The organism is Amaricoccus macauensis (genome assembly GCF_049800915.1).
GTDB lineage: Bacteria > Pseudomonadota > Alphaproteobacteria > Rhodobacterales > Rhodobacteraceae > Amaricoccus > Amaricoccus macauensis_A.
In genome coordinates this window covers 277290-295665 of the sequence record NZ_JBNAFY010000005.1, presented here as the reverse complement: position 1 = coordinate 295665, position 18376 = coordinate 277290, and the positions used below count along the sequence as shown (strand labels likewise).

General features: G+C 63.0%; 18 protein-coding genes. 14 read left to right on the top strand and 4 right to left on the bottom strand.

The window, feature by feature from the left end:
- Positions 1-271 precede the first annotated feature (271 nt).
- The gene (ilvD, locus tag ACP15W_RS14780) at positions 272-2131 is read left to right on the top strand and encodes a dihydroxy-acid dehydratase (protein WP_424933677.1); all 1860 of its coding nucleotides are present in this window, start codon (positions 272-274) and stop codon (positions 2129-2131) included.
- A 31-nt stretch (positions 2132-2162) separates the two neighbouring features.
- Here ilvD and ACP15W_RS14775 read toward each other — a convergent pair whose 3' ends face one another.
- Positions 2163-2672 (bottom strand): MarR family winged helix-turn-helix transcriptional regulator, encoded by a 510-nt coding sequence (locus tag ACP15W_RS14775; protein ID WP_424933676.1) that lies wholly within the window; start codon positions 2670-2672, stop codon positions 2163-2165.
- Positions 2673-2745: 73 nt separating this feature from the next.
- Between ACP15W_RS14775 and ACP15W_RS14770 the strand changes: the two genes are divergently transcribed.
- A complete protein-coding gene (locus ACP15W_RS14770) occupies positions 2746-3321 on the top strand; it encodes a cytochrome b (RefSeq protein ID WP_424933675.1) in 576 nt (191 codons plus the stop codon).
- A 67-nt stretch (positions 3322-3388) separates the two neighbouring features.
- On the opposite strand, the gene ACP15W_RS14765 is transcribed toward ACP15W_RS14770, so the two are convergent.
- Both ACP15W_RS14765 and cynS read right to left on the bottom strand, forming a co-directional pair.
- Positions 3389-3949, bottom strand: coding sequence for a GrpB family protein (locus tag ACP15W_RS14765; RefSeq protein ID WP_424933674.1), 561 nt, complete (start codon positions 3947-3949; stop codon positions 3389-3391).
- A gap of 13 nt (positions 3950-3962) precedes the next feature.
- On the bottom strand, positions 3963-4415 hold the full coding sequence (gene cynS / locus ACP15W_RS14760) for a cyanase (protein ID WP_424933673.1): 453 nt from the start codon (positions 4413-4415) through the stop codon (positions 3963-3965).
- 320 nt (positions 4416-4735) lie between these two features.
- Here cynS and tolQ point away from each other — a divergent pair, with 320 nt between their 5' ends.
- The 11 genes from tolQ to folD all read left to right on the top strand — a co-directional run bounded on the left by tolQ (position 4736) and on the right by folD (position 15305).
- On the top strand, positions 4736-5413 hold the full coding sequence (gene tolQ / locus ACP15W_RS14755; RefSeq protein WP_424933672.1) for a protein TolQ: 678 nt from the start codon (positions 4736-4738) through the stop codon (positions 5411-5413).
- A gap of 1 nt (position 5414) precedes the next feature.
- A complete protein-coding gene (tolR, locus tag ACP15W_RS14750) occupies positions 5415-5894 on the top strand; it encodes a protein TolR (RefSeq protein ID WP_424933671.1) in 480 nt (159 codons plus the stop codon).
- A complete protein-coding gene (locus tag ACP15W_RS14745; RefSeq protein ID WP_424933670.1) occupies positions 5895-7082 on the top strand; it encodes a hypothetical protein in 1188 nt (395 codons plus the stop codon).
- Positions 7076-8404: a Tol-Pal system beta propeller repeat protein TolB gene (tolB, locus tag ACP15W_RS14740; protein WP_424933669.1), complete on the top strand. Its 1329-nt coding sequence runs from the start codon at positions 7076-7078 to the stop codon at positions 8402-8404. The genes ACP15W_RS14745 and tolB overlap by 7 nt, the downstream gene beginning before the upstream one ends.
- A 50-nt stretch (positions 8405-8454) precedes the next feature.
- On the top strand, positions 8455-8979 hold the full coding sequence (pal, locus tag ACP15W_RS14735; protein WP_424933668.1) for a peptidoglycan-associated lipoprotein Pal: 525 nt from the start codon (positions 8455-8457) through the stop codon (positions 8977-8979).
- A 130-nt stretch (positions 8980-9109) separates the two neighbouring features.
- A complete protein-coding gene (locus tag ACP15W_RS14730) occupies positions 9110-9955 on the top strand; it encodes a tetratricopeptide repeat protein (RefSeq protein WP_424933667.1) in 846 nt (281 codons plus the stop codon).
- 41 nt (positions 9956-9996) lie between these two features.
- Positions 9997-11235, top strand: coding sequence for a tRNA lysidine(34) synthetase TilS (tilS, locus tag ACP15W_RS14725; RefSeq protein ID WP_424933666.1), 1239 nt, complete (start codon positions 9997-9999; stop codon positions 11233-11235).
- Between the two features lie 80 nt (positions 11236-11315).
- Positions 11316-13238, top strand: a complete 1923-nt coding sequence (gene ftsH / locus ACP15W_RS14720; protein ID WP_424933665.1) for an ATP-dependent zinc metalloprotease FtsH — start codon at positions 11316-11318, stop codon at positions 13236-13238.
- A gap of 229 nt (positions 13239-13467) precedes the next feature.
- Positions 13468-14052 carry an MOSC domain-containing protein gene (locus ACP15W_RS14715; RefSeq protein ID WP_424933664.1) on the top strand — a complete coding sequence of 195 codons (585 nt, stop codon included), beginning with the start codon at positions 13468-13470 and terminating at the stop codon, positions 14050-14052.
- 64 nt (positions 14053-14116) lie between these two features.
- The gene (locus ACP15W_RS14710) at positions 14117-14443 is read left to right on the top strand and encodes a chorismate mutase (RefSeq protein WP_424933663.1); all 327 of its coding nucleotides are present in this window, start codon (positions 14117-14119) and stop codon (positions 14441-14443) included.
- The gene (gene folD / locus ACP15W_RS14705) at positions 14424-15305 is read left to right on the top strand and encodes a bifunctional methylenetetrahydrofolate dehydrogenase/methenyltetrahydrofolate cyclohydrolase FolD (RefSeq protein WP_424933662.1); all 882 of its coding nucleotides are present in this window, start codon (positions 14424-14426) and stop codon (positions 15303-15305) included. The genes ACP15W_RS14710 and folD overlap by 20 nt, the downstream gene beginning before the upstream one ends.
- Before the next feature lie 48 nt (positions 15306-15353).
- On the opposite strand, the gene ACP15W_RS14700 is transcribed toward folD, so the two are convergent.
- Complete coding sequence (locus ACP15W_RS14700; RefSeq protein ID WP_424933661.1) at positions 15354-15854, bottom strand: redoxin family protein; 501 nt, start codon at positions 15852-15854, stop codon at positions 15354-15356.
- 102 nt (positions 15855-15956) lie between these two features.
- Between ACP15W_RS14700 and ACP15W_RS14695 the strand changes: the two genes are divergently transcribed.
- Positions 15957-18368 carry a ligase-associated DNA damage response DEXH box helicase gene (locus ACP15W_RS14695; RefSeq protein ID WP_424933660.1) on the top strand — a complete coding sequence of 804 codons (2412 nt, stop codon included), beginning with the start codon at positions 15957-15959 and terminating at the stop codon, positions 18366-18368.
- The last annotated feature ends 8 nt before the right edge of the window (positions 18369-18376 follow it).

Here is an 18376-nt window from a genome sequence, read left to right as displayed (position 1 = left end):
ACAATCTGGTGCTGAAAACTGTTCAATCTTGCGCTGCTATCGCTAGTCGATCTCATAGTACAAATACCAGTCAAAAACTGTTCTAATAGTTGGCGCGAGACCGCCAGGTGGGCCATTCCGGACTTGCTCGGAACTGTGTGAGCCGGTGCGCTCCTCGCCCTGCCTGACAACTTGCGCCAGATTGGACTCTTGACGCCCGAGGGCGTATAGGTCGCGTTCGCTCAACTAGATGAGCAATGCTCAAACCGAGCCAGACGCAACGGGAAAGACAATGCCGCACTATCGCTCACGCACCTCGACCCATGGCCGCAACATGGCAGGCGCGCGCGGACTATGGCGCGCCACCGGTATGAAGGACGATGATTTTGGCAAGCCGATCATCGCGGTGGTGAACTCCTTCACGCAGTTCGTGCCGGGTCACGTGCATCTGAAGGATCTCGGCCAGCTTGTCGCGCGCGAAATCGAAGCGGCCGGCGGCGTGGCGAAGGAATTCAACACCATCGCCGTGGATGACGGTATCGCCATGGGGCATGCGGGCATGCTCTATTCGCTGCCCTCGCGCGAGCTGATCGCGGACAGCGTCGAATACATGGTCAACGCGCATTGCGCCGATGCCATGGTCTGCATTTCGAACTGTGACAAGATCACGCCCGGCATGCTGATGGCCTCGATGCGGCTCAACATTCCGTCGGTCTTCGTTTCCGGCGGGCCGATGGAAGCCGGAAAGGTCGTTCTCGAGGGCAAGGAAGTGGCGCTCGATCTGGTGGATGCCATGGTTGCGGCTGCCGATGACAAGGTCTCCGACGCCGATGTTCAGACCATCGAGCGCTCGGCCTGTCCGACCTGCGGCTCCTGCTCGGGCATGTTCACGGCCAATTCGATGAACTGCCTGACCGAGGCACTCGGCCTGTCGCTGCCGGGCAATGGCTCGACGCTGGCGACCCATGCCGACCGCAAGCGGTTGTTCGTGGAGGCCGGTCATCTCGTGGTCGATATCGCACGGCGCTATTACGATCAGAATGATGCGAGTGTGCTGCCGCGCAATGTCGCGTCGTTCAACGCCTTCGAGAACGCCATGAGTCTCGACATCGCCATGGGGGGCTCAACCAACACCGTGTTGCACCTCCTGGCTGCCGCGCAGGAAGGGGGCGTGCCCTTCACCATGGACGATATCGACCGGCTGTCGCGCCAGGTGCCCTGCCTCTGCAAGGTCGCGCCGGCGAAATCGGACGTGCATATGGAAGATGTCCATCGCGCTGGCGGGATCATGGCGATCCTGGGTGAGTTGGATCGCGCGGGGTTGATCCATACCGATCTTCCGACGATCCACAGCCCGACCATGGCAGATGCGTTGGAGCGCTGGGACGTGGCACGCACGACGAGCGAGAGCGTTCACAACTTCTACCGTGCCGCCCCGGGGGGCGTGCCGACCCAGGTGGCCTTCAGCCAGGATCGGCGTTGGGACGAGGTCGATCTCGACCGCGACGGTGGCGTGATCCGCAACCGTGAACATGCCTTCAGCCAGGATGGCGGGCTGGCGGTGCTGTCGGGAAATCTGGCGCTGGACGGCTGTATCGTGAAGACGGCCGGCGTGGACGAGAGCATCCTCAAGTTTGCGGGCCCGGCGAAGGTCTATGAGAGCCAGGACGACGCGGTAAGCGCGATCCTGACCGGCAAGGTCGTTGAGGGCGATGTCGTGGTGATCCGCTACGAGGGGCCGCGCGGCGGACCCGGCATGCAAGAGATGCTCTACCCTACGAGCTACCTCAAGTCGAAGGGGCTGGGAAAATCCTGCGCGCTGATCACGGACGGTCGGTTCTCGGGCGGCACCTCCGGGCTTTCGATCGGGCATGTCTCGCCGGAAGCGGGCGAGGGTGGCACGATCGCGCTGGTCGAAACCGGGGACCGGATCGAGATCGATATCCCGAACCGGACCATCCGGTTGGCGGTTGACGATGCCGTTCTGGCAGACCGCCGGGCTGCAATGGAAGCGAAGGGTGCGGATGCCTGGAAGCCGGTAGGCCGCGAACGCCGGGTCTCGACGGCTCTGAAGGCCTATGCGGCATTTGCCACTAGCGCCGCAACAGGGGCTGTTCGGGACCTCAGCCGGATCGAAAAGCTGACCCAATAGCGCAAGGGCGACCTGATCCCCGGGGCAGAACTCAGGGGATCATCATCCTTTCTGCCCTTTCCAGAATGTCCGCGATGGCGGAGGCGGACCTGTCGGCCTCCGTTTCTCGCCCTCTCACGCCCAAGAGTTCGGCATCTGCCGATTGCAGTGCCGCCATCGCCCGTTCGATGGTCTCGCACCCTGTCGGGGTCAACCGCACGGGCCGCGACCGCGCGTCGCCCGTGCTGGACGGTCGGTCGATCAATCCGCGCGCTTCGAGGTGTTTCAGCACTTTTGTCGTGCCGCCGGAGGACAGCAGCGCTGCATCATAGAGCTGCGACGGCGTCAGAATCCGCTCCGGAGCCCCCCTGAGAGCGGCGAGGAACTCGAACTCCGTAAATGACAGATCGAACTGCGGCAGCACCTTTCGAGCCTGCGCTTGCAGAAATCGCGCAAGCCGCTGTGTCATGACCGAAATCCGCATCGTCGGTGTCGCGGCCTCCGGCCAATTGCTCTCGAGCTGTTCAATTAGTCGTGCGGTCGGGGTCAAATTGGCGCTCATGCCCTCCCAATCCTCTCAAATGCGTTTATCTTCCTGGAAAGATAATTTGGTGTTTCCGAAATGGAAGGGTGTCATGTCTGAAGAGTATGGAGCCGCGGCCCGGTTGGGCGATGGCGAGAAAGCCTATGGTCTTGTTTCACGGATCAATCACTGGATCGTGGCCGGGGTGTTCATCACCGCGCTTGGGCTGGGGCTGACGATGGCATACGGCGGTCTGCCTCGTGAGGCCGGCTTCGCGCTGATGCCCTATCACAAGTTCTTCGGCGTGCTGGTGCTGGTCTTCGGGATTTGGCGGGTTTGCTGGCGCCTTGTGCAGGGGTTCCCCTCTTCCGTTCCGGGAATGCCCAAATGGCAGGATCTGGCCTCCAAGGTGGCACATTGGGCGCTGTTGGCTGCAATCGTGCTGATGCCGGCCAGCGGACTGACCACCTCACTCGCGGGAGGCCATTCGCTCGCGTTCTTCGGGGTCCAACTTGTGCCGGAGCTTGGCAAGGTGGAATGGCTCAGCGCCGCAGCCGGATGGCTTCATGGTGCGCTCGGGCTGACGATCACGGCAATCCTGCTGGTTCATGTCGGTGCTGCGCTCAAACACCACTTCTTCGACCATGATGCGACGCTGCTGCGCATGACGCGGGGGCGAGCCGCCTGAGGTGTACTGCTCGATCGAGCTGTGATCCCGGAGGGGCACCACCGAAAAGGCTCTGCACTCCACCCTTTCAGGGGGCGGACATTGCGGCCTGATCAAGGATCTTGCGGATGAACCTGCCCTTGGCGCGGGCGTATGCAGCCCGGTCCTGCCCATGCAGGGCTGCGGCCTGTCGCTTGATCTCGCCATATTCGCGAGCTGCGCCGGGATGGGTGCGTAGCCAGTCCCGGAAGGTGACGCGGTCCCAGTAGGGGGAGCCGGGTGTCAGCATGTGAACGTGGTGGGTGCGGCGCCCTTCGGCATCGCGGCGGATGAACCAGGCATATTCGATGCCCGGCAGGCCGTCCTTTCTCGGGCGCCAGAAGAACTCGTAGCCGTGGCATGCCAGCTCTGGCGCGATTTCGTCGCGGACATGCTCGAGATCCGGGACCTCGACTGCGAGATCGACGATGGGTTTCGCGACGAGGCCCGGCACGGCAGTGGATCCGATATGCTCGATTCGCCCGAGATGCTCTTCTGGCAGGAGCTTGTGGAGCCGTGCGGCCTCCTCCTCGAAGCGGACGGGCCAGTCGGGGTCGTATTCGACAACTTCGACCCTCTCCGCGCGCGCCCTTTCGACGAATCCCGTCACCGCATCGCGCGCCTTACCAGGAGTTGTAGGCGAGGTATTTTCCGGACATTTCCACCTTCACCCGGTCGCCTTTCGGGTTCTCGACGCGGGTAACGGACATGTCGAAATCGATGGCCGACATGATTCCATCACCGAATTTCTCGTGAATGAGGGCCTTCAGGGTCGGGCCGTAGACGCCAACGATTTCATAGAAGCGATAGATGCAGGGATCGGTCGGCACGGTTTGCGACCAGATCTTGGTCGGGCTTTCGGTCAGCACCGAGGTTGCTTCCTGGGGCAGACCGAGTGCGGAGACGAGCAGATCGGCCTTCTCGGCGGGCATCGCGTTCATCCCCATGGCCGCGGAATGGGTCCAGACCGGAGACATCCCGATCTTTTCCGCGATTCCCTCCCAGGTCAGTCCGGCCTGCTTCTTGGCGGAGAGGATCATTGCGGTCACGTCTTCTCGGGTCATCGCATCGGCCATCAGCGGTCTTTCCCTATCTGTTGCGAGCCATACGGTCAGCTCATTTTTGGCTGTCCAATCTGAGGGCAAGTTAACCTTTTTGACTGTCTGAAAATCAAGCCTGTTGGACTGCCTGCTGCAATTTTGCTCTGCTAGACCTGATGGCAGGAGTCGCGCCGTTCAATTCTTCGCGCATGAGGGTGCCATCGGCCCGCCGGACGGGGCGCCCGGGTAGACAGGGATGCGGTTTTTCTGCACAAGGCGCGAAGTTCGCGCTAGTATGTCCCGTAACGCCGGATCAACCGGTGGTTTAAATCGGGCAAGTATCGACAGGCTGCTTCATGGAAATGGACTTCTCGCTGTGGGCGTTGTTTCTGCGCGCCACATTCACGGTCAAGATCGTGATGATCCTGCTGATCGTCGCCTCGTTCTGGTCGTGGTCAATCATCGTCCAGAAGCTCATCGACCTGCGCCGGGCGCGGGCCGACACGGACGCTTTCGAGGAAACTTTCTGGTCGGGCGAGCCGCTCGACACGGTCTATCAGCGGATCGGACCGGAACCGCCCGAAGCCGCTGCGCGCGTTTTTGCCGCCGGAATGACCGAATGGCAACGATCCCACCGGAGGGATGGTGGCCTCATTGCCGGCACCCAGGCACGCATCGAGCGCGCGATGAACGTGGCGATCGGACGTGAAGCCGATGAGCTTGGCAGAGGGCTGAGTTTTCTGGCCACGGTCGGATCCGTCGCGCCATTCGTCGGGCTCTTCGGCACGGTCTGGGGCATCAAGAACGCCTTTGAGGAAATCGCGCTTCAGCAGTCCACCAACCTTGCCGTGGTCGCTCCCGGTATTGCCGAGGCGCTGCTTGCCACCGGGTTGGGGCTGCTCGCCGCGATCCCGGCTGTCATCTTCTACAACAAGCTGAGCCAGGAGACCGATACGCTGGTCGGAAATTACGAGGGGTTCGCGGACGAGTTCTCGATGATCCTGAGCCGGCAGCTCGACCAGGCGGGTCGCTGAAATGGCGGTGAGTGTCCAGGGCACCGGTAGAAGCCGCAGGGCCTCTGGCCGGACAAGGCGCCGGCCGATGTCCGAGATCAACGTGACGCCGTTTGTGGATGTCATGCTGGTGTTGCTCATCATCTTCATGGTCGCGGCCCCCCTCCTGACCGTGGGTGTGCCGATCGAATTGCCCGAGACGGCGGCATCTGCGTTGCCGGCGCAGGAGGAGGAGCCGCTTACCCTGTCGATGGGATCGGACGGGTCGGTCCTCGTGCAGGACACGGCTGTCGAACGCGGCGAACTTGTCACGCTGCTCACGTCGGTTGCGGCGGAGCGGGAGAGCCAGGAAATCTACCTGCGCGCGGACGGGACCATCCCCTACGAGGATGTCATGCAGGTCATGGGCGCGCTGAATGCCGCGGGTTTCAACGATATCGGTCTGGTAACGGATCAGGGAGGCCCGCGCCTTGACGGGACGGACGGCACGTCCGGGAACTGAATGAAAGCAGGCACGCTGATCTCCGGCACGGCCCACGGCGCGCTCGTTGCGGCGGCCATCTTCGGTTTGCCCTGGCTGAGCCCGCGCGACCGTGAGCCCATCTCGGTGACATCCGTCTCCTTCATCAGCGAGGCGGAGTTCGAGGCCGCGCGCGCCTCGCAGGGTGCGGGCGGTGTCTCGAACGAGGTCGTGTTGCCGCCCGAGGTGGCCGAGGAACCGGAACTGCCGGTTGTGGAGCCGCCTGCGCGGCCCGAGCCCCCTGTCGAACAGATCCCCGAAACCGCCGTGCTCCAGCCCGACTATGCGCCCTCCGCGCCGCTCGCCGGACCCAGCGACAGTTTCCCCACATTCGTTCCGGAACTGGTGGCGCCGACAGACCCCGGTCGGGTGGAAGACCCCAGCCCGCGCCCCGTTCCGCGGATTGCAGCCCTTCCGCAGCCCCCGGCGCCGCCCGATGCAATCGAAGCCCAGGAGATTGAGCCGGAAGCGGTTCCCGAACCCGTGGCCGAAGATCCGGTTCCGCTCCGAGAGGCCGAGGCGCCCTCGGAGGCCGCGCCCGAGCCGGTGACCGAAGCGGTGCCCGCCGCTCCGGAAGCGCTCGTCAATGCAGCGCGCCCGCGGTCACGGCCGGAGGGGTTGACCCCGCCGGAGGCACCACCCGCGCCTGCCGATACGGTGGCCGAGATCACGCCTCCTGAGCCTGTGGAACCTGAACCCGAACCGCAGCCGGACCCGGAACCTGCGCCGACGGAAAACCTGCAGAGCCAGCTCGAGGCGCTGGTAGCGAGCGCAAACAACGCCACCGCGCCCACCGCTCCGACACAGACCGAGCCGACGCCTGCGACGGCCGGTCAGGGCGCTGTCGGGCCACCGCTCACGGGGAGCGAACGGGACGGCCTGCGGCTTGCAGTTCAGCAATGCTGGAACCTTCCTGCCGGGTTGCGGGAGGCGGGAGAGCTGAAGGTGACGCTTGCGGCGCAACTGACGGTGTCGGGCGAAGTGCTCGCGGACACGATTCGCCTTGTCGAGCCGAACCCGGTGCCCGACGATCGATATCAGCGCGCTTTTGACGCGGGCCGCCGTGCATTGATCCGCTGCGCGCCCTATACTGGGCTGCCGACTGAGAAATATGCTCAATGGCGCAGCCTCGAAATCGTCTTCAACCCGGAAGGGATGGTCTCATGGTAAACTCTCTCCGGCGCGCCCTGGTGTTCGGGCTTCCGGCCGCGGCTTTGGTCCGGCCCTATGCCGCCGCAGCCCAGGCGCCACTCAGGCTCGAGATCACGGAGGGCGTGATCGAGCCCATGCCCTTCGCGGCACCGACTTTCGTTGCCGCCACGCCCGGCTCGTCGGACATGGCGGGGCGGATCACCCAGGTCATGATCGATGATCTGGTGGGGACCGGGCTCTTTCGCGAGATCCCGTCTTCCGCTCATATCGGGCGGGTGACGAGTTTCGAGGCTCCGGTTCGGTTCTCCGACTGGACGGTCATCAACGCACAGGCGCTTGTCACCGGCGCGGTGGAACAGTCCGGCGATCGGATCACGGTCAGTTTCCGGCTGTGGGATGTTTTTGCCCAGGCACCCCTCGGGGATGGGTTGAGGTTCCAGGGCACGGTTTCGGCCTGGCGGCGGCTGGCGCACAAGGCGGCTGATACGGTCTATACCCGGCTCACGGGCGAGAGCGGTTATTTCGACAGTCGCGTGGCCTATATCGCGGCGAGCGGCCCCAAAAGTGCGCGGCGCAAGCAGCTTGCCATCATGGACTACGATGGTGCCAACGCGGCCACGCTGACAGACGGAAACGCGCTGGTGCTCACGCCGCGACTTTCGAAGTCCGCGCGGCAGATCTTGTACACGAGTTACGAGCAGGGGAGTCCGAAGATCTTTCTGATCGGTGCGCAAGGCGGCCGGCAGCAGGTGTTGAGCGATGTCAGCGGCATGACCTTCGCGCCACGGTTTTCCCCTGATGAAAGCCGGGCGGTGATGTCGCTCTCCACGGGAGCCGGGGCGAACATCTATCTTGCGGATATCGGTTCCGGGCGGCGCACGCAGCTGACGAATACCTCGTCGATCGACACGGCGCCCTGTTTTTCACCCAATGGCGGCGAGATCGTCTTCGAGAGTGACCGCGGCGGAACGCAGCAACTCTACGTGATGGCATCCTCGGGCGGGTCGGCCCGGCGCATCAGCTTCGGCGATGGTCGCTACGCCACTCCGGTCTGGTCGCCGCGCGGAGACCGGATCGCATTTACCAAGCTGGTGGGGGGGCGGTTCCATATCGGGGTCATGAGCCCCGATGGTTCCAACGAGCGGCTGCTGACGGCCAGCTATATCGACGAAGGTCCGACCTGGGCTCCGAATGGCCGCGTCATCATGTTCTTCCGGGAAAGCCCGGGAGAGACCGGCGGACCCCGGCTTTATTCGGTCGACATTACCGGGCGAAACCTCAAGCCTGTTCCGACCGCGGGCTTTGCCTCGGATCCATCCTGGTCGGGGCTGCTGTCATGACACGCGGGGGCGGAACGGGGCGAACCTCACAAACAAGGGCAGGATACGGAATGAAAACAGGGACGGTTTCTCTCGTCGCCACCATGCTTCTCGCGGCGGCCTGCGCGCGCCAGAGCGATCCGGTCATGACCGGACCGGGTTTCAGCGGCACCGATGCCACACTGGGCGCAAACGGTGCAAACGGAGCCTTCGGGTCCGGTTCCATCTCTGGCGGCACGCTGCCCGGCACGCAGATCAGCGACCGGGTGCTGTTCTCTGTGGATCAGAGCACGCTCAGCGCCGAGGCGATCGGCATCCTCAACCAGCAGATCTCCTGGTTGAGGCAGAACCCGGGGGCGCCCATCCTCATCGAAGGCCACGCGGATGAGCGGGGCACGGGCGAATACAACATGGCGCTGGGCGCGAGCCGCGCGAGTGCGGTGCGGAACTACATGGTCACCCAGGGAATAGCGGATTCGCGGATCTCGATCATCACCTATGGCCGTGAACGGCCGGTCGCGACCTGCGCGCAGGACAGCTGCTGGGCACAGAACCGCCGGGCTGTCACGGTTGTGACTGGCGGTGCGGGGGCCTGATCGGCTAAAAGTTGCTCCGTACCGGGCGGATTCGCCGGCCGGACACGGATTTTGGTCTTTCAAGTGGATGGAGCGAAATCCCCGTTCGAGCCCATGGGGTTCGAGCCGTTTTTCGCCCCAGGGATCGTGCATGGTTGAACGGTTTCAGCTTTTGTTTCCCGGCGCGGGACGTCTGGCGCTTGCGCTGACCCTTGCCGCCGGAGTTTCGTTGCCCGCTCTGGCACAGGATCAGAGCGTGGCGGATGTGCGCGCGGATCTCGACGTGCTCAATGGCCAGGTGCAGCAGCTGCGTGAGGAGCTTGTCCGCCAGGCCGGCGCGCAGGGACTGCCACAAACTCCCGGAACGGCTTTCGAACGGCTGGACCAGTTGGAGACGCGACTGCGGGAGCTGACCGGCCGGGTCGACGTGCTCGGCAACGACATAGAACGGATTGTCGCGGATGCGAGTAACCGGGTCGACGATATCGAATTTCGCCTCATTGAACTGGAGGGGGGAGATCCCACCGATCTCCGCCAGGGCGAGCAACTCGGCGGCGGTCTCAGTTCGCGCCCTCGGGCACGCGACGGGGCTGGCGAGGAAGCTCAGCTGGCCGTTGCCGAACAGTCCGATTTCGACGTCGCCGCCGCGGCCCTCGAGGAAGGGCGAACCGGTGAGGCGGTCACGCTGCTCGACACGTTCCTAGCGACCTATCCCGGCGGGCCGCTCTCGAGCCGCGCGAGCCTGATGCGCGGGGACGCGCTGGGCACTCAAGGGGCGTGGAAGGAGGCGGCGCGAAGCTATCTTGATGCATTCAGTGGCGCGCCACAGGATGATGGCACGGCTCCGACCGCACTGTTCGGTCTCGGAACGAGTCTCGCGAGGATCGGCAACACGTCGCAGGCCTGCCTCACCCTGGATGAGGTCGTGGAGCGCTATCCGGGAACGCCCGAAGCCGCACGGGTGCCCGCCGAGAGGCAGGCGCTGAACTGCCCGTGACCTCAACCACGCGCCCAAGGCCGATGGATTTTCTCTCGCGAATGTCACCCACACTTGCCGAGGCCGGAAGTGGACCGCTCGGTATTGCAGTGTCCGGGGGCAGTGACAGTCTTGCGCTGCTGCTTCTCGCGGAGCGGTGGGCACAGGCGGAAGGGCGCAAGATCCGGGTCGTGACGGTGGACCACGGGTTGCGCCATGGAAGCGCGGCGGAGGCGGAGACGGTTGCAGAGCTTTGCCGGATGCGGGGGCTTTCTCACGAGACACTGCGCTGGCAGCGTCCTGACCGGTCCGGCAACCTCCAGTCCAACGCGCGGTCCGCGCGACGACGCCTGATCGCGGACTGGGCGTGGACGCAGAACGTTTCGGCGGTTGCCCTGGGCCATACGCTCGATGATCAGGCCGAGACATTCCTCATGCGGCTTGCGCGCGGCTCGGGTGTGGATGGCCTTTCCGGAATGTCGCCGGTTTCAACCGTGTTGGGTATCACGTGGCTGCGTCCCATGCTCGATTTGCGCCGGGACGACCTGCGCGCGTGGCTTTCCGGGCAAGGAATGTGCTGGGCTGAAGATCCCAGCAACAGCGACATGCGATTCGACCGGGTGCGGATCAGGTCGGCTGCTGCCGATCTTGCGCGCATCGGTCTGACGCACCGCCGTCTTGCGGATACGGCGCGCAGAATGCAGAGGGCGCGCCGGGCGCTGGAACGATCGACGCAAGAACTTGCGGCGACCTGCGCTCGCCTGGGTCCGTGCGGCGATGTTTCCCTGGAATGCAGGTCCTTCAGCCAAGCGCCGGAGGAGATCCGGACGCGGCTGCTTGCCGCAATCCTTTGCTGGGTCGGCGGTCACGACTACCGGCCCCGTTTCGAGGCGTTGTCGCAACTGGAGCAGGCGATCGTGGCTGGAGCCGTCGGTGGGGGAAAGACGCTTCATGGTTGTGTCCTGCGCCAGCGTGGCGGGCAGACACTGATCCGCCGGGAGCCGATCCGTCCGAGCGCGCCCGTAAGCGCTGCCCAGCGGATCTGGGACCGCCGCTGGTGCCTGGAAGGGGACGCCGAGCGCGCGCAGGAACTGGTGATAGGAGCTCTTGGTGAGGAGGGGCTGTCTAGGATTGAGGATTGGCGCCGTATCGGGGCGGCCAGAGAAGCGCTGATCACCACGCCCGCTCTCTGGCGGCATTCCGAACTGATCGCGGCACCGCTGGCGGGGCAGGGGAACGGTTTTTCCTTCCGTCTGAGGGGGCTGCCGGCAGAGTTATCCGGACTGTCTCAATTGGATTGAAACCAGACCTCAAGAGTTTATGTTAGGAGGAACAGTCGGCGCCTGCCTGAACGGTGCCGGTATCATTGGGAGAGCTCGACTTGGGCAACACGAAGAACATCGCCTTCTGGATCATTCTCTTTCTGCTTATGGTTGCGTTGTTCAACGTTTTCTCCAATGGCAGCCGGACGAGCATGGGCCGGGAGATCAGTTATTCCGACTTTCTGAACCGGGTTGACGACGGGCAGGTATCCTCCGTCAGGCTCGACGGGGAGCGGATCTACATCACCGGCTCCGACGGCGTGGATCTTCAGACTGTCCAACCGCGTGACAGCGACATCATTCCGGAGCTTCGGGAAAACGGCGTGGAGATCCAGGCTGCACCGCAGGAGCAGTCCGGGTTCATGTCGGCGCTAGGGCTCTGGTTGCCCTTCCTGCTGCTCATCGGCGTCTGGATCTTCTTCATGAACCGGATGCAGGGCGGTGGACGCGGTGGAGCCATGGGCTTCGGGAAGTCCAAGGCCAAGTTGCTGACTGAGAAGTCGGGTAAGGTCACGTTCAACGATGTGGCCGGTATCGACGAGGCGAAGGAAGAACTCGAAGAGATCGTCGAATTTCTGCGCGATCCCCAGAAGTTTTCACGCCTTGGAGGCAAGATCCCCAAGGGAGCACTGCTCGTCGGCCCTCCGGGCACGGGTAAGACGCTTCTCGCGCGCGCTATCGCGGGCGAGGCCGGTGTGCCCTTCTTCACCATTTCGGGTTCCGATTTCGTCGAGATGTTCGTCGGCGTGGGTGCGTCCCGTGTGCGCGACATGTTCGAGCAGGCCAAGAAGAACGCGCCCTGCATCGTCTTCATCGACGAGATTGATGCGGTCGGGCGTCATCGTGGCGCAGGCTACGGCGGTGGCAACGATGAGCGCGAGCAGACGTTGAACCAGCTTCTGGTCGAGATGGACGGGTTCGAGGCCAACGAGGGTGTCATCATCATCGCGGCCACCAACCGCCCCGACGTGCTCGATCCCGCCTTGCTGCGCCCCGGTCGTTTCGACCGGCAGGTTCAGGTCACGAACCCGGATATCAAGGGTCGTGAGAAGATCCTGGGTGTGCATGCCCGCAAGGTGCCGCTGGCTGCGGACGTGGATCTGCGCATCATCGCGCGTGGATGCCCGGGCTTCTCGGGGGCCGATCTGGCAAACCTTGTCAACGAGGCGGCGCTGATGGCGGCGCGCACAGGCAAGCGCTTCGTCACCATGGACGACTTCGAGAACGCCAAGGACAAGGTGATGATGGGCTCCGAGCGGCGGTCGATGGTCATGACCGACGACGAGCGCAAGCTGACTGCCTACCATGAGGCGGGCCATGCCATCGTGGGGCTCAATGTTCCGCAGCACGATCCGATCCACAAGGCCACCATCATTCCGCGCGGGCGTGCGCTTGGTTTGGTGTTGAGCCTGCCGGAACGCGATCAGCTCTCGGTCACGATGACGAAATACAAGTCGCAGATCGCAATGGCGATGGGCGGCAAGGTGGCGGAAGAGCTGATTTTTGGCCCTGACAACGTGACCTCCGGGGCGGCATCGGACATTCAGCAGGTCAGCCGGATCGCGCGCGCAATGGTGACACGGTTCGGGATGTCGGAAAAGCTTGGCAACATCGACTATGCCAACGAGCAGTTCTCCTATCTCGGGCCGCAGGGTGGCGGGGTGAATGCCGGTCCGGACACCCAGGAGCAGATCGACGAGGAGGTGCGGAAGCTCGTCGACGAGGGCTACGAGACAGCAAAGCGCATCCTGACCGAGCAGAACGATGATCTGCACAGGTTGGCGCAGGGCCTTCTCGAATACGAGACGCTTACGGGCAAGGAGATCACGCGCGTCATCGCCGGGCAGCCGCTTTCGCGGGGTGACGACGATGATGACAGTGAAAATCAGACCGGGACGCCGGGCATCGCTGCAATTCCGAAGACCGGAAAGGGGCCGCGGCCCAGTGCGGGGGATGATCTCAACCCGACGCCAGCCACCTGAATCGGCGTCGGACCGCCGCTCTCGGCTTTGTCCTCGCAAAATCGGCCCGCACGAGCTATGCTCGATGCGGGCTCATTTATGTCCAAGTAATCAAAGTGATTTGAGGCTGATCTGGTCGATAACGCGATATTTCGAGATGTTTGAGATCAGATACTCTCAGTAGCGCAAATTGGCGGGTCAGCGCACGCTGTGTGACTGGCTTGCCGGCGAGCATTGGAAGGGTATCCCGATGGCGGTTCTCAATCCTACGGAACTGACTGGGCAAGTCATCTATCTCGGCATCAATCCCTCTCGTGAGGGTGGCCACGTCACTCAAGCGGTTGATCGGGTCGTGTTGACCTTCGAAGGGATCGAGGGTGAGGCCCATTCCGGGCTGACGCGGCGATCCTGCGCCCGCGTGACCCGGCAGTATGACAAGGGGACAGAAATCCGGAACACGCGTCAGATCTCCATTCTGTCCCGTGAGGACCTTGCACATACGGCAAATTCCTTGGGGATTCCGGAGTTGAAACCGGAGTGGGTCGGGGCAAGCATCGTGTTCGAAGGACTTCCTGATCTGACGCTTCTGCCGCCCTCTTCCCGGTTGATCTTCGATGGCGGGGTTTCTCTCACGGTCGACATGGAGAACGCACCCTGCACGATCATTTCGCGCGAGATCGAGCGTCACCACCCCGGGAAGGGAAAGGACTACCGGGCCGCAGCCTTGCACTTCCGTGGGGTGACCGCCTGGGTCGAAAGGCCCGGCGAGATCGGTCTTGGTGAAGTTGCGCGGTTGCATGTCCCGCCTCAGCGGCTGTATCCCCCTCTGGCGTAGGCGATGAGCGCCGTCAAGCCAGCACCGCCCGCAGAACGTGCGGTGCGGATGGGGGAGACACATTATGATGGATCCGAAATCATGCGACAGCATGGAGAGCCTTCGGGAGCTTATCGACGCCCATGACAGGGCAATAGTCGAGATGCTCGAGTTCCGGTCGGCCTGCATCGATCGCGCTGTCGAACTCAAGCAAGAGGTCGAATGGCCCGCGCGGATCGAGGGCCGGATCGAGGAGGTGCTTGAGAATGTGCGCTCGGCCGCGGAGGACAAAGGGCTCGACCCGGAGCTGGTGGATCGGATCTGGCGCATCCTGATCGAATGGTCCATTGAACGCGAAGAACGTATTTTGGGGCGAGTGACGGAGAGCGATCGTGAGTGCGGAGATCATTGATGGAAAGGCCGCAGCGGCTCGGTTGAGGGGTCGCATCGCGGCCCAGGTCGAACAGCTCAAGTCCGAGCATGGCATCACCCCCGGTCTTGCTGTTGTTCTCGTGGGCGAGGATCCCGCAAGCCAGGTCTATGTTCGCACCAAGGCGCGTCAGACCGCCGAAGCCGGAATGGCCTCCTTCGAGCACCGGCTCGACCGCAATACCTCCGAGAAAGACTTGCTCGCCCTCATCGACCAGCTCAATGCCGACGAGAAGGTTCATGGGATTCTGGTGCAGCTACCATTGCCAAAGCATTTGAGCGAAGCGGTCGTCATCAACGCGATTTCCCCGGAAAAGGATGTGGACGGGTTTCACATTGCAAACGCGGGCCGTCTTGCAACCGGGCAGGACGCAATGGTGCCCTGCACGCCGCTGGGCTGCATCATGATGCTCAGGGAGCGTCTGGGCGATCTCAGTGGGCTTAACGCGGTTGTGGTCGGGCGCTCGAATATTGTCGGAAAACCGATGGCACAACTTCTTCTCCGGGAAAATTGCACTGTTACCACCGCCCATTCGCGCACGCGGAATATTGAAGGCATCTGCGCCGAGGCCGACATTCTCGTGGCCGCTCTTGGCCGGCCTAACACGATCAATGCAGATTGGGTGAAGCCCGGAGCGACCGTCATCGACGTCGGTATCAATCGCATCGAAACACCGGACGGGAAGACGCGGCTCGTGGGTGACGTCGATTTCGACAGTGTGCGAAAGGTCGCGGGCGCGATCACGCCCGTGCCCGGGGGTGTCGGACCCATGACGGTGGCGTGCCTGCTGGCCAATACGCTTACTGCCTGCACGCGGATCCATGGCGTGTCACTGCCGGCTTAGCGGAGCCTGCGTTTGATGCCTGGACTGCCCGGGCCGAACGCCGCACGATCAGGCGGCGGCTTTCGCGCCCTTCTGCCAGTTCATGATGTTCTCGGGTGGACTGACGCCATAGGGGTCTTCTGCAAAATTCTCGCAGAGGCCCGGCTCCTCGAACCGCGTCTTGATCGCACCGTCGTCGACGATAGCGGAGGAGAGCAAGCCGAGGCTTTCTTTTCGGACCAGCATACCTATTCGGCGAAAAAGCTCATCGGAACCAGTGTGAATCACTCTGACGTTCCTGATGCCCTGCATCTCCGCTCGATTGTTCATGACAAAGGCAACATTGACCAAAAGGACGTGGATGTCGTCGATACCCTGTTCTTGGAAGGCTCCGAAATTATCTTCAGATCCTGACAACTGATAAGCGGAGCTCGTCGGTGCAAAGGCACTAGGAAAGCGAAAGACGATCAGGCGCTTGCCACCAAAATAGTTGGAAGTGGTCTTGGCTTGCCACTTGGAAGGGTCGGGGTCGCAAATCGTATTGTCGCGGTTCTTTAAGTGAAACGTCACTTCGGGCAGTTACTCATGGTATGACTTATTGCAATGAAGGGGAGTATATGAGCGAGCATATTTGTTGTGCTGCGCTGCACGGGCGGGGGTGGTGCGGGCTGCATGGTTGATATGCATCTGGTGGATTTGCCGAACCCCTTTGCTGGCTGGTTTGCCCGGCAGGGCTGGGAGCCGCACCCGCATCAGCTCGACTTGCTCGCACAAAAGGATCTGCCTTCGTCGCTGCTCATCGCGCCGACGGGTGGTGGAAAGACACTGGCGGGTTTCTTGCCGAGCCTGGTCGAACTGGGCGCTTCCCCTGCGCCCGGCTTGCACACGCTCTACGTATCGCCGCTGAAAGCGCTGGCGGCGGACATCCGGCGCAACCTCGGGCGGCCGCTCGGCGAAATGGGCCTGAAGATACGCGTCGAAGATCGGACGGGCGATACGAAACAGTCCGCGCGTGCCCGGCAACGCGTTGATCCGCCGCACATCTTGCTCACGACGCCTGAATCGCTCGCGCTTTTGCTGTCTTACGAGGATGCGCCGCGGATCTTTGCGGGTGTATCCCGCGTGATCCTCGACGAGATCCACGCGCTGGCAGAATCGAAGCGTGGCGAGCAGCTTATGCTGGGGCTTTCACGGCTCCAGTCCCTGGCACCCGGGCTGCGAAGGGTGGGGCTGTCGGCAACTGTCGAGAATCCGCCTGCGCTGGCGGAGTTTCTCGGTGGAGGCGCAACTGTTCTTCATGCCGATCCCGGCCCTGAGCCGGACATTTCGATTCTCGAGACCAATGAACGCCCGCCCTGGGCCGGCATGGGGGGCAGTTATGCTGCACCTGCTGTCATGGATCTCATTCGCAACTCTCGGACGACACTGGTGTTCATCAATACGCGGGCCCAGGCGGAGCTCTTCTTTCGGGCACTTTGGGCGCTGAATGACGAGAGCCTTCCCATCGGCCTGCATCACGGATCGCTCTCGCGCGAGGCTCGGCAGAAGATCGAGGCTGCGATGGTTGCGGGCGGCCTGAGGGGCATTGTCTGCACGGGCAGCCTCGATCTTGGTATCGATTGGGGCGATGTGGATCTGGTGGTGCAGGTGGGCGCACCGAAGAACGTCAAGCGCCTGGTGCAGCGGATCGGGCGGGCCAATCACCGCTACAACGCGCCCTCGCGCGCGGTTCTGGTTCCGGCCAACAGGTTCGAGCTTCTGGAATGCCGCGCGGCGCTCGACGCGGTTCTGGAGCACGATCTGGATGGGGAACCGCGGGGGCCAGGCGGATTGGATGTGCTTTGCCAGCATATTCTTCTGGTGGCTTGTGCTGGACCATTCGATGCGGATGCGCTTTTTGAGGAGGTGCGGCGCGCTGGCCCCTATTCCGGGCTTTCACGGGAAGATTTCGACGCATGTCTCGAATTTGCCGCGACGGGAGGTTACGCGCTTCGGGCCTATGATCGCTGGCAACGGTTGGTAGAGCGCGAAGGGCGTTGGCAATTGCGCGATCCGCGGCGGGCACGCCAGATCCGGATGAATATCGGTACCATCGTGGACACGGAGACACTCGCGGTTCGGCTGCGCGGCAGGGGCGGCGCGCCATTGGGAGAAGTCGAAGAGGCCTTTGCGGCCAGTCTCGAACCGGGTGACACGTTCCTGATCGGCGGTGAAACCGTTCGCTATGAGGGGCTGCGCGAGATGGTTGTGGAAGTGAGCCGCCAGCCGACGCGAGAGCCGAAGATTGCCGTCTTCTCCGGCACGAAGCTCGCCACCTCCACCTTGCTGTCGCACAGGGTCATGGAGATCCTTGCAGACCCGGTCTGTTGGAGAAATCTTCCGGTGCATGTGCAGGATTGGTTGGGTTTGCAGCGCTCCGTCAGTCGGTTGCCACAACCGGAACGTCTGCTGATCGAGAGCTTCTGGCGAGGGGATCGGTTCTACCAGTGCATATACGGGTTCGCCGGGCGCAACGCCCACCAGACACTTGGGCTGCTCGCTACGCGTCGCATGGAGCAGGCCGGGCTAGATCCGCTGGGGTTCGTGGCGAACGACTACGCCCTGCTTATCTGGGGGCTCGAGCCGGTTCCCGATCCGGCTGGCCTGCTGTCGCCGGAGGGGTTGCGTGAGGGGCTTGAGACCTGGCTTGGCGGGAATGCGGTCATGAAGCGCACCTTCCGCAATGTAGGTGTGATTTCAGGTCTGATCGAGAAGAACCTGCCGGGAGCGCGCAAGAGTGGCAGACAGGCGACCTTCTCATCCGACATCCTCTACGACACGCTCAGGAAGTATGATCCCCATCATTTGCTGCTACGGATCACGCGAGAAGAGGCTGGTCGCGGGCTGGTGGATTTCGGGCGGATCGAGGAGATGCTTGCGAGGGCCAGGGGCCGGATCGATACGGTCAACGCGCCGCATGTCACGCCGCTGGCGGCACCGCTTTTGCTCGAGGTTGGCAAAGTCCCCGTCAAGGGACGCGCGGTGGAGCGGTTGGCGGAAGAGGCGGTAGCCGAATTGCTCGCCGATGCAGGTCTCGCGCCCTGATTGCATCT

Excerpts from the sequence above, each read along its gene's own strand:
- ilvD (WP_424933677.1), top strand. The coding sequence starts at position 272 with ATGCCGCACTATCGCTCACGCACCTCGACCCATGGCCGCAACATGGCA.
- ACP15W_RS14775 (WP_424933676.1), bottom strand. The coding sequence starts at position 2,672 with ATGAGCGCCAATTTGACCCCGACCGCACGACTAATTGAACAGCTCGAG.
- ACP15W_RS14770 (WP_424933675.1), top strand. The coding sequence starts at position 2,746 with ATGTCTGAAGAGTATGGAGCCGCGGCCCGGTTGGGCGATGGCGAGAAA.
- cynS (WP_424933673.1), bottom strand. The coding sequence starts at position 4,415 with ATGGCCGATGCGATGACCCGAGAAGACGTGACCGCAATGATCCTCTCC.
- tolQ (WP_424933672.1), top strand. The coding sequence starts at position 4,736 with ATGGAAATGGACTTCTCGCTGTGGGCGTTGTTTCTGCGCGCCACATTC.
- tolR (WP_424933671.1), top strand. The coding sequence starts at position 5,415 with ATGGCGGTGAGTGTCCAGGGCACCGGTAGAAGCCGCAGGGCCTCTGGC.
- ACP15W_RS14745 (WP_424933670.1), top strand. The coding sequence starts at position 5,895 with ATGAAAGCAGGCACGCTGATCTCCGGCACGGCCCACGGCGCGCTCGTT.
- tolB (WP_424933669.1), top strand. The coding sequence starts at position 7,076 with ATGGTAAACTCTCTCCGGCGCGCCCTGGTGTTCGGGCTTCCGGCCGCG.
- pal (WP_424933668.1), top strand. The coding sequence starts at position 8,455 with ATGAAAACAGGGACGGTTTCTCTCGTCGCCACCATGCTTCTCGCGGCG.
- ACP15W_RS14730 (WP_424933667.1), top strand. The coding sequence starts at position 9,110 with ATGGTTGAACGGTTTCAGCTTTTGTTTCCCGGCGCGGGACGTCTGGCG.
- tilS (WP_424933666.1), top strand. The coding sequence starts at position 9,997 with ATGTCACCCACACTTGCCGAGGCCGGAAGTGGACCGCTCGGTATTGCA.
- ACP15W_RS14715 (WP_424933664.1), top strand. The coding sequence starts at position 13,468 with ATGGCGGTTCTCAATCCTACGGAACTGACTGGGCAAGTCATCTATCTC.
- ACP15W_RS14710 (WP_424933663.1), top strand. The coding sequence starts at position 14,117 with ATGATGGATCCGAAATCATGCGACAGCATGGAGAGCCTTCGGGAGCTT.
- ACP15W_RS14695 (WP_424933660.1), top strand. The coding sequence starts at position 15,957 with ATGGTTGATATGCATCTGGTGGATTTGCCGAACCCCTTTGCTGGCTGG.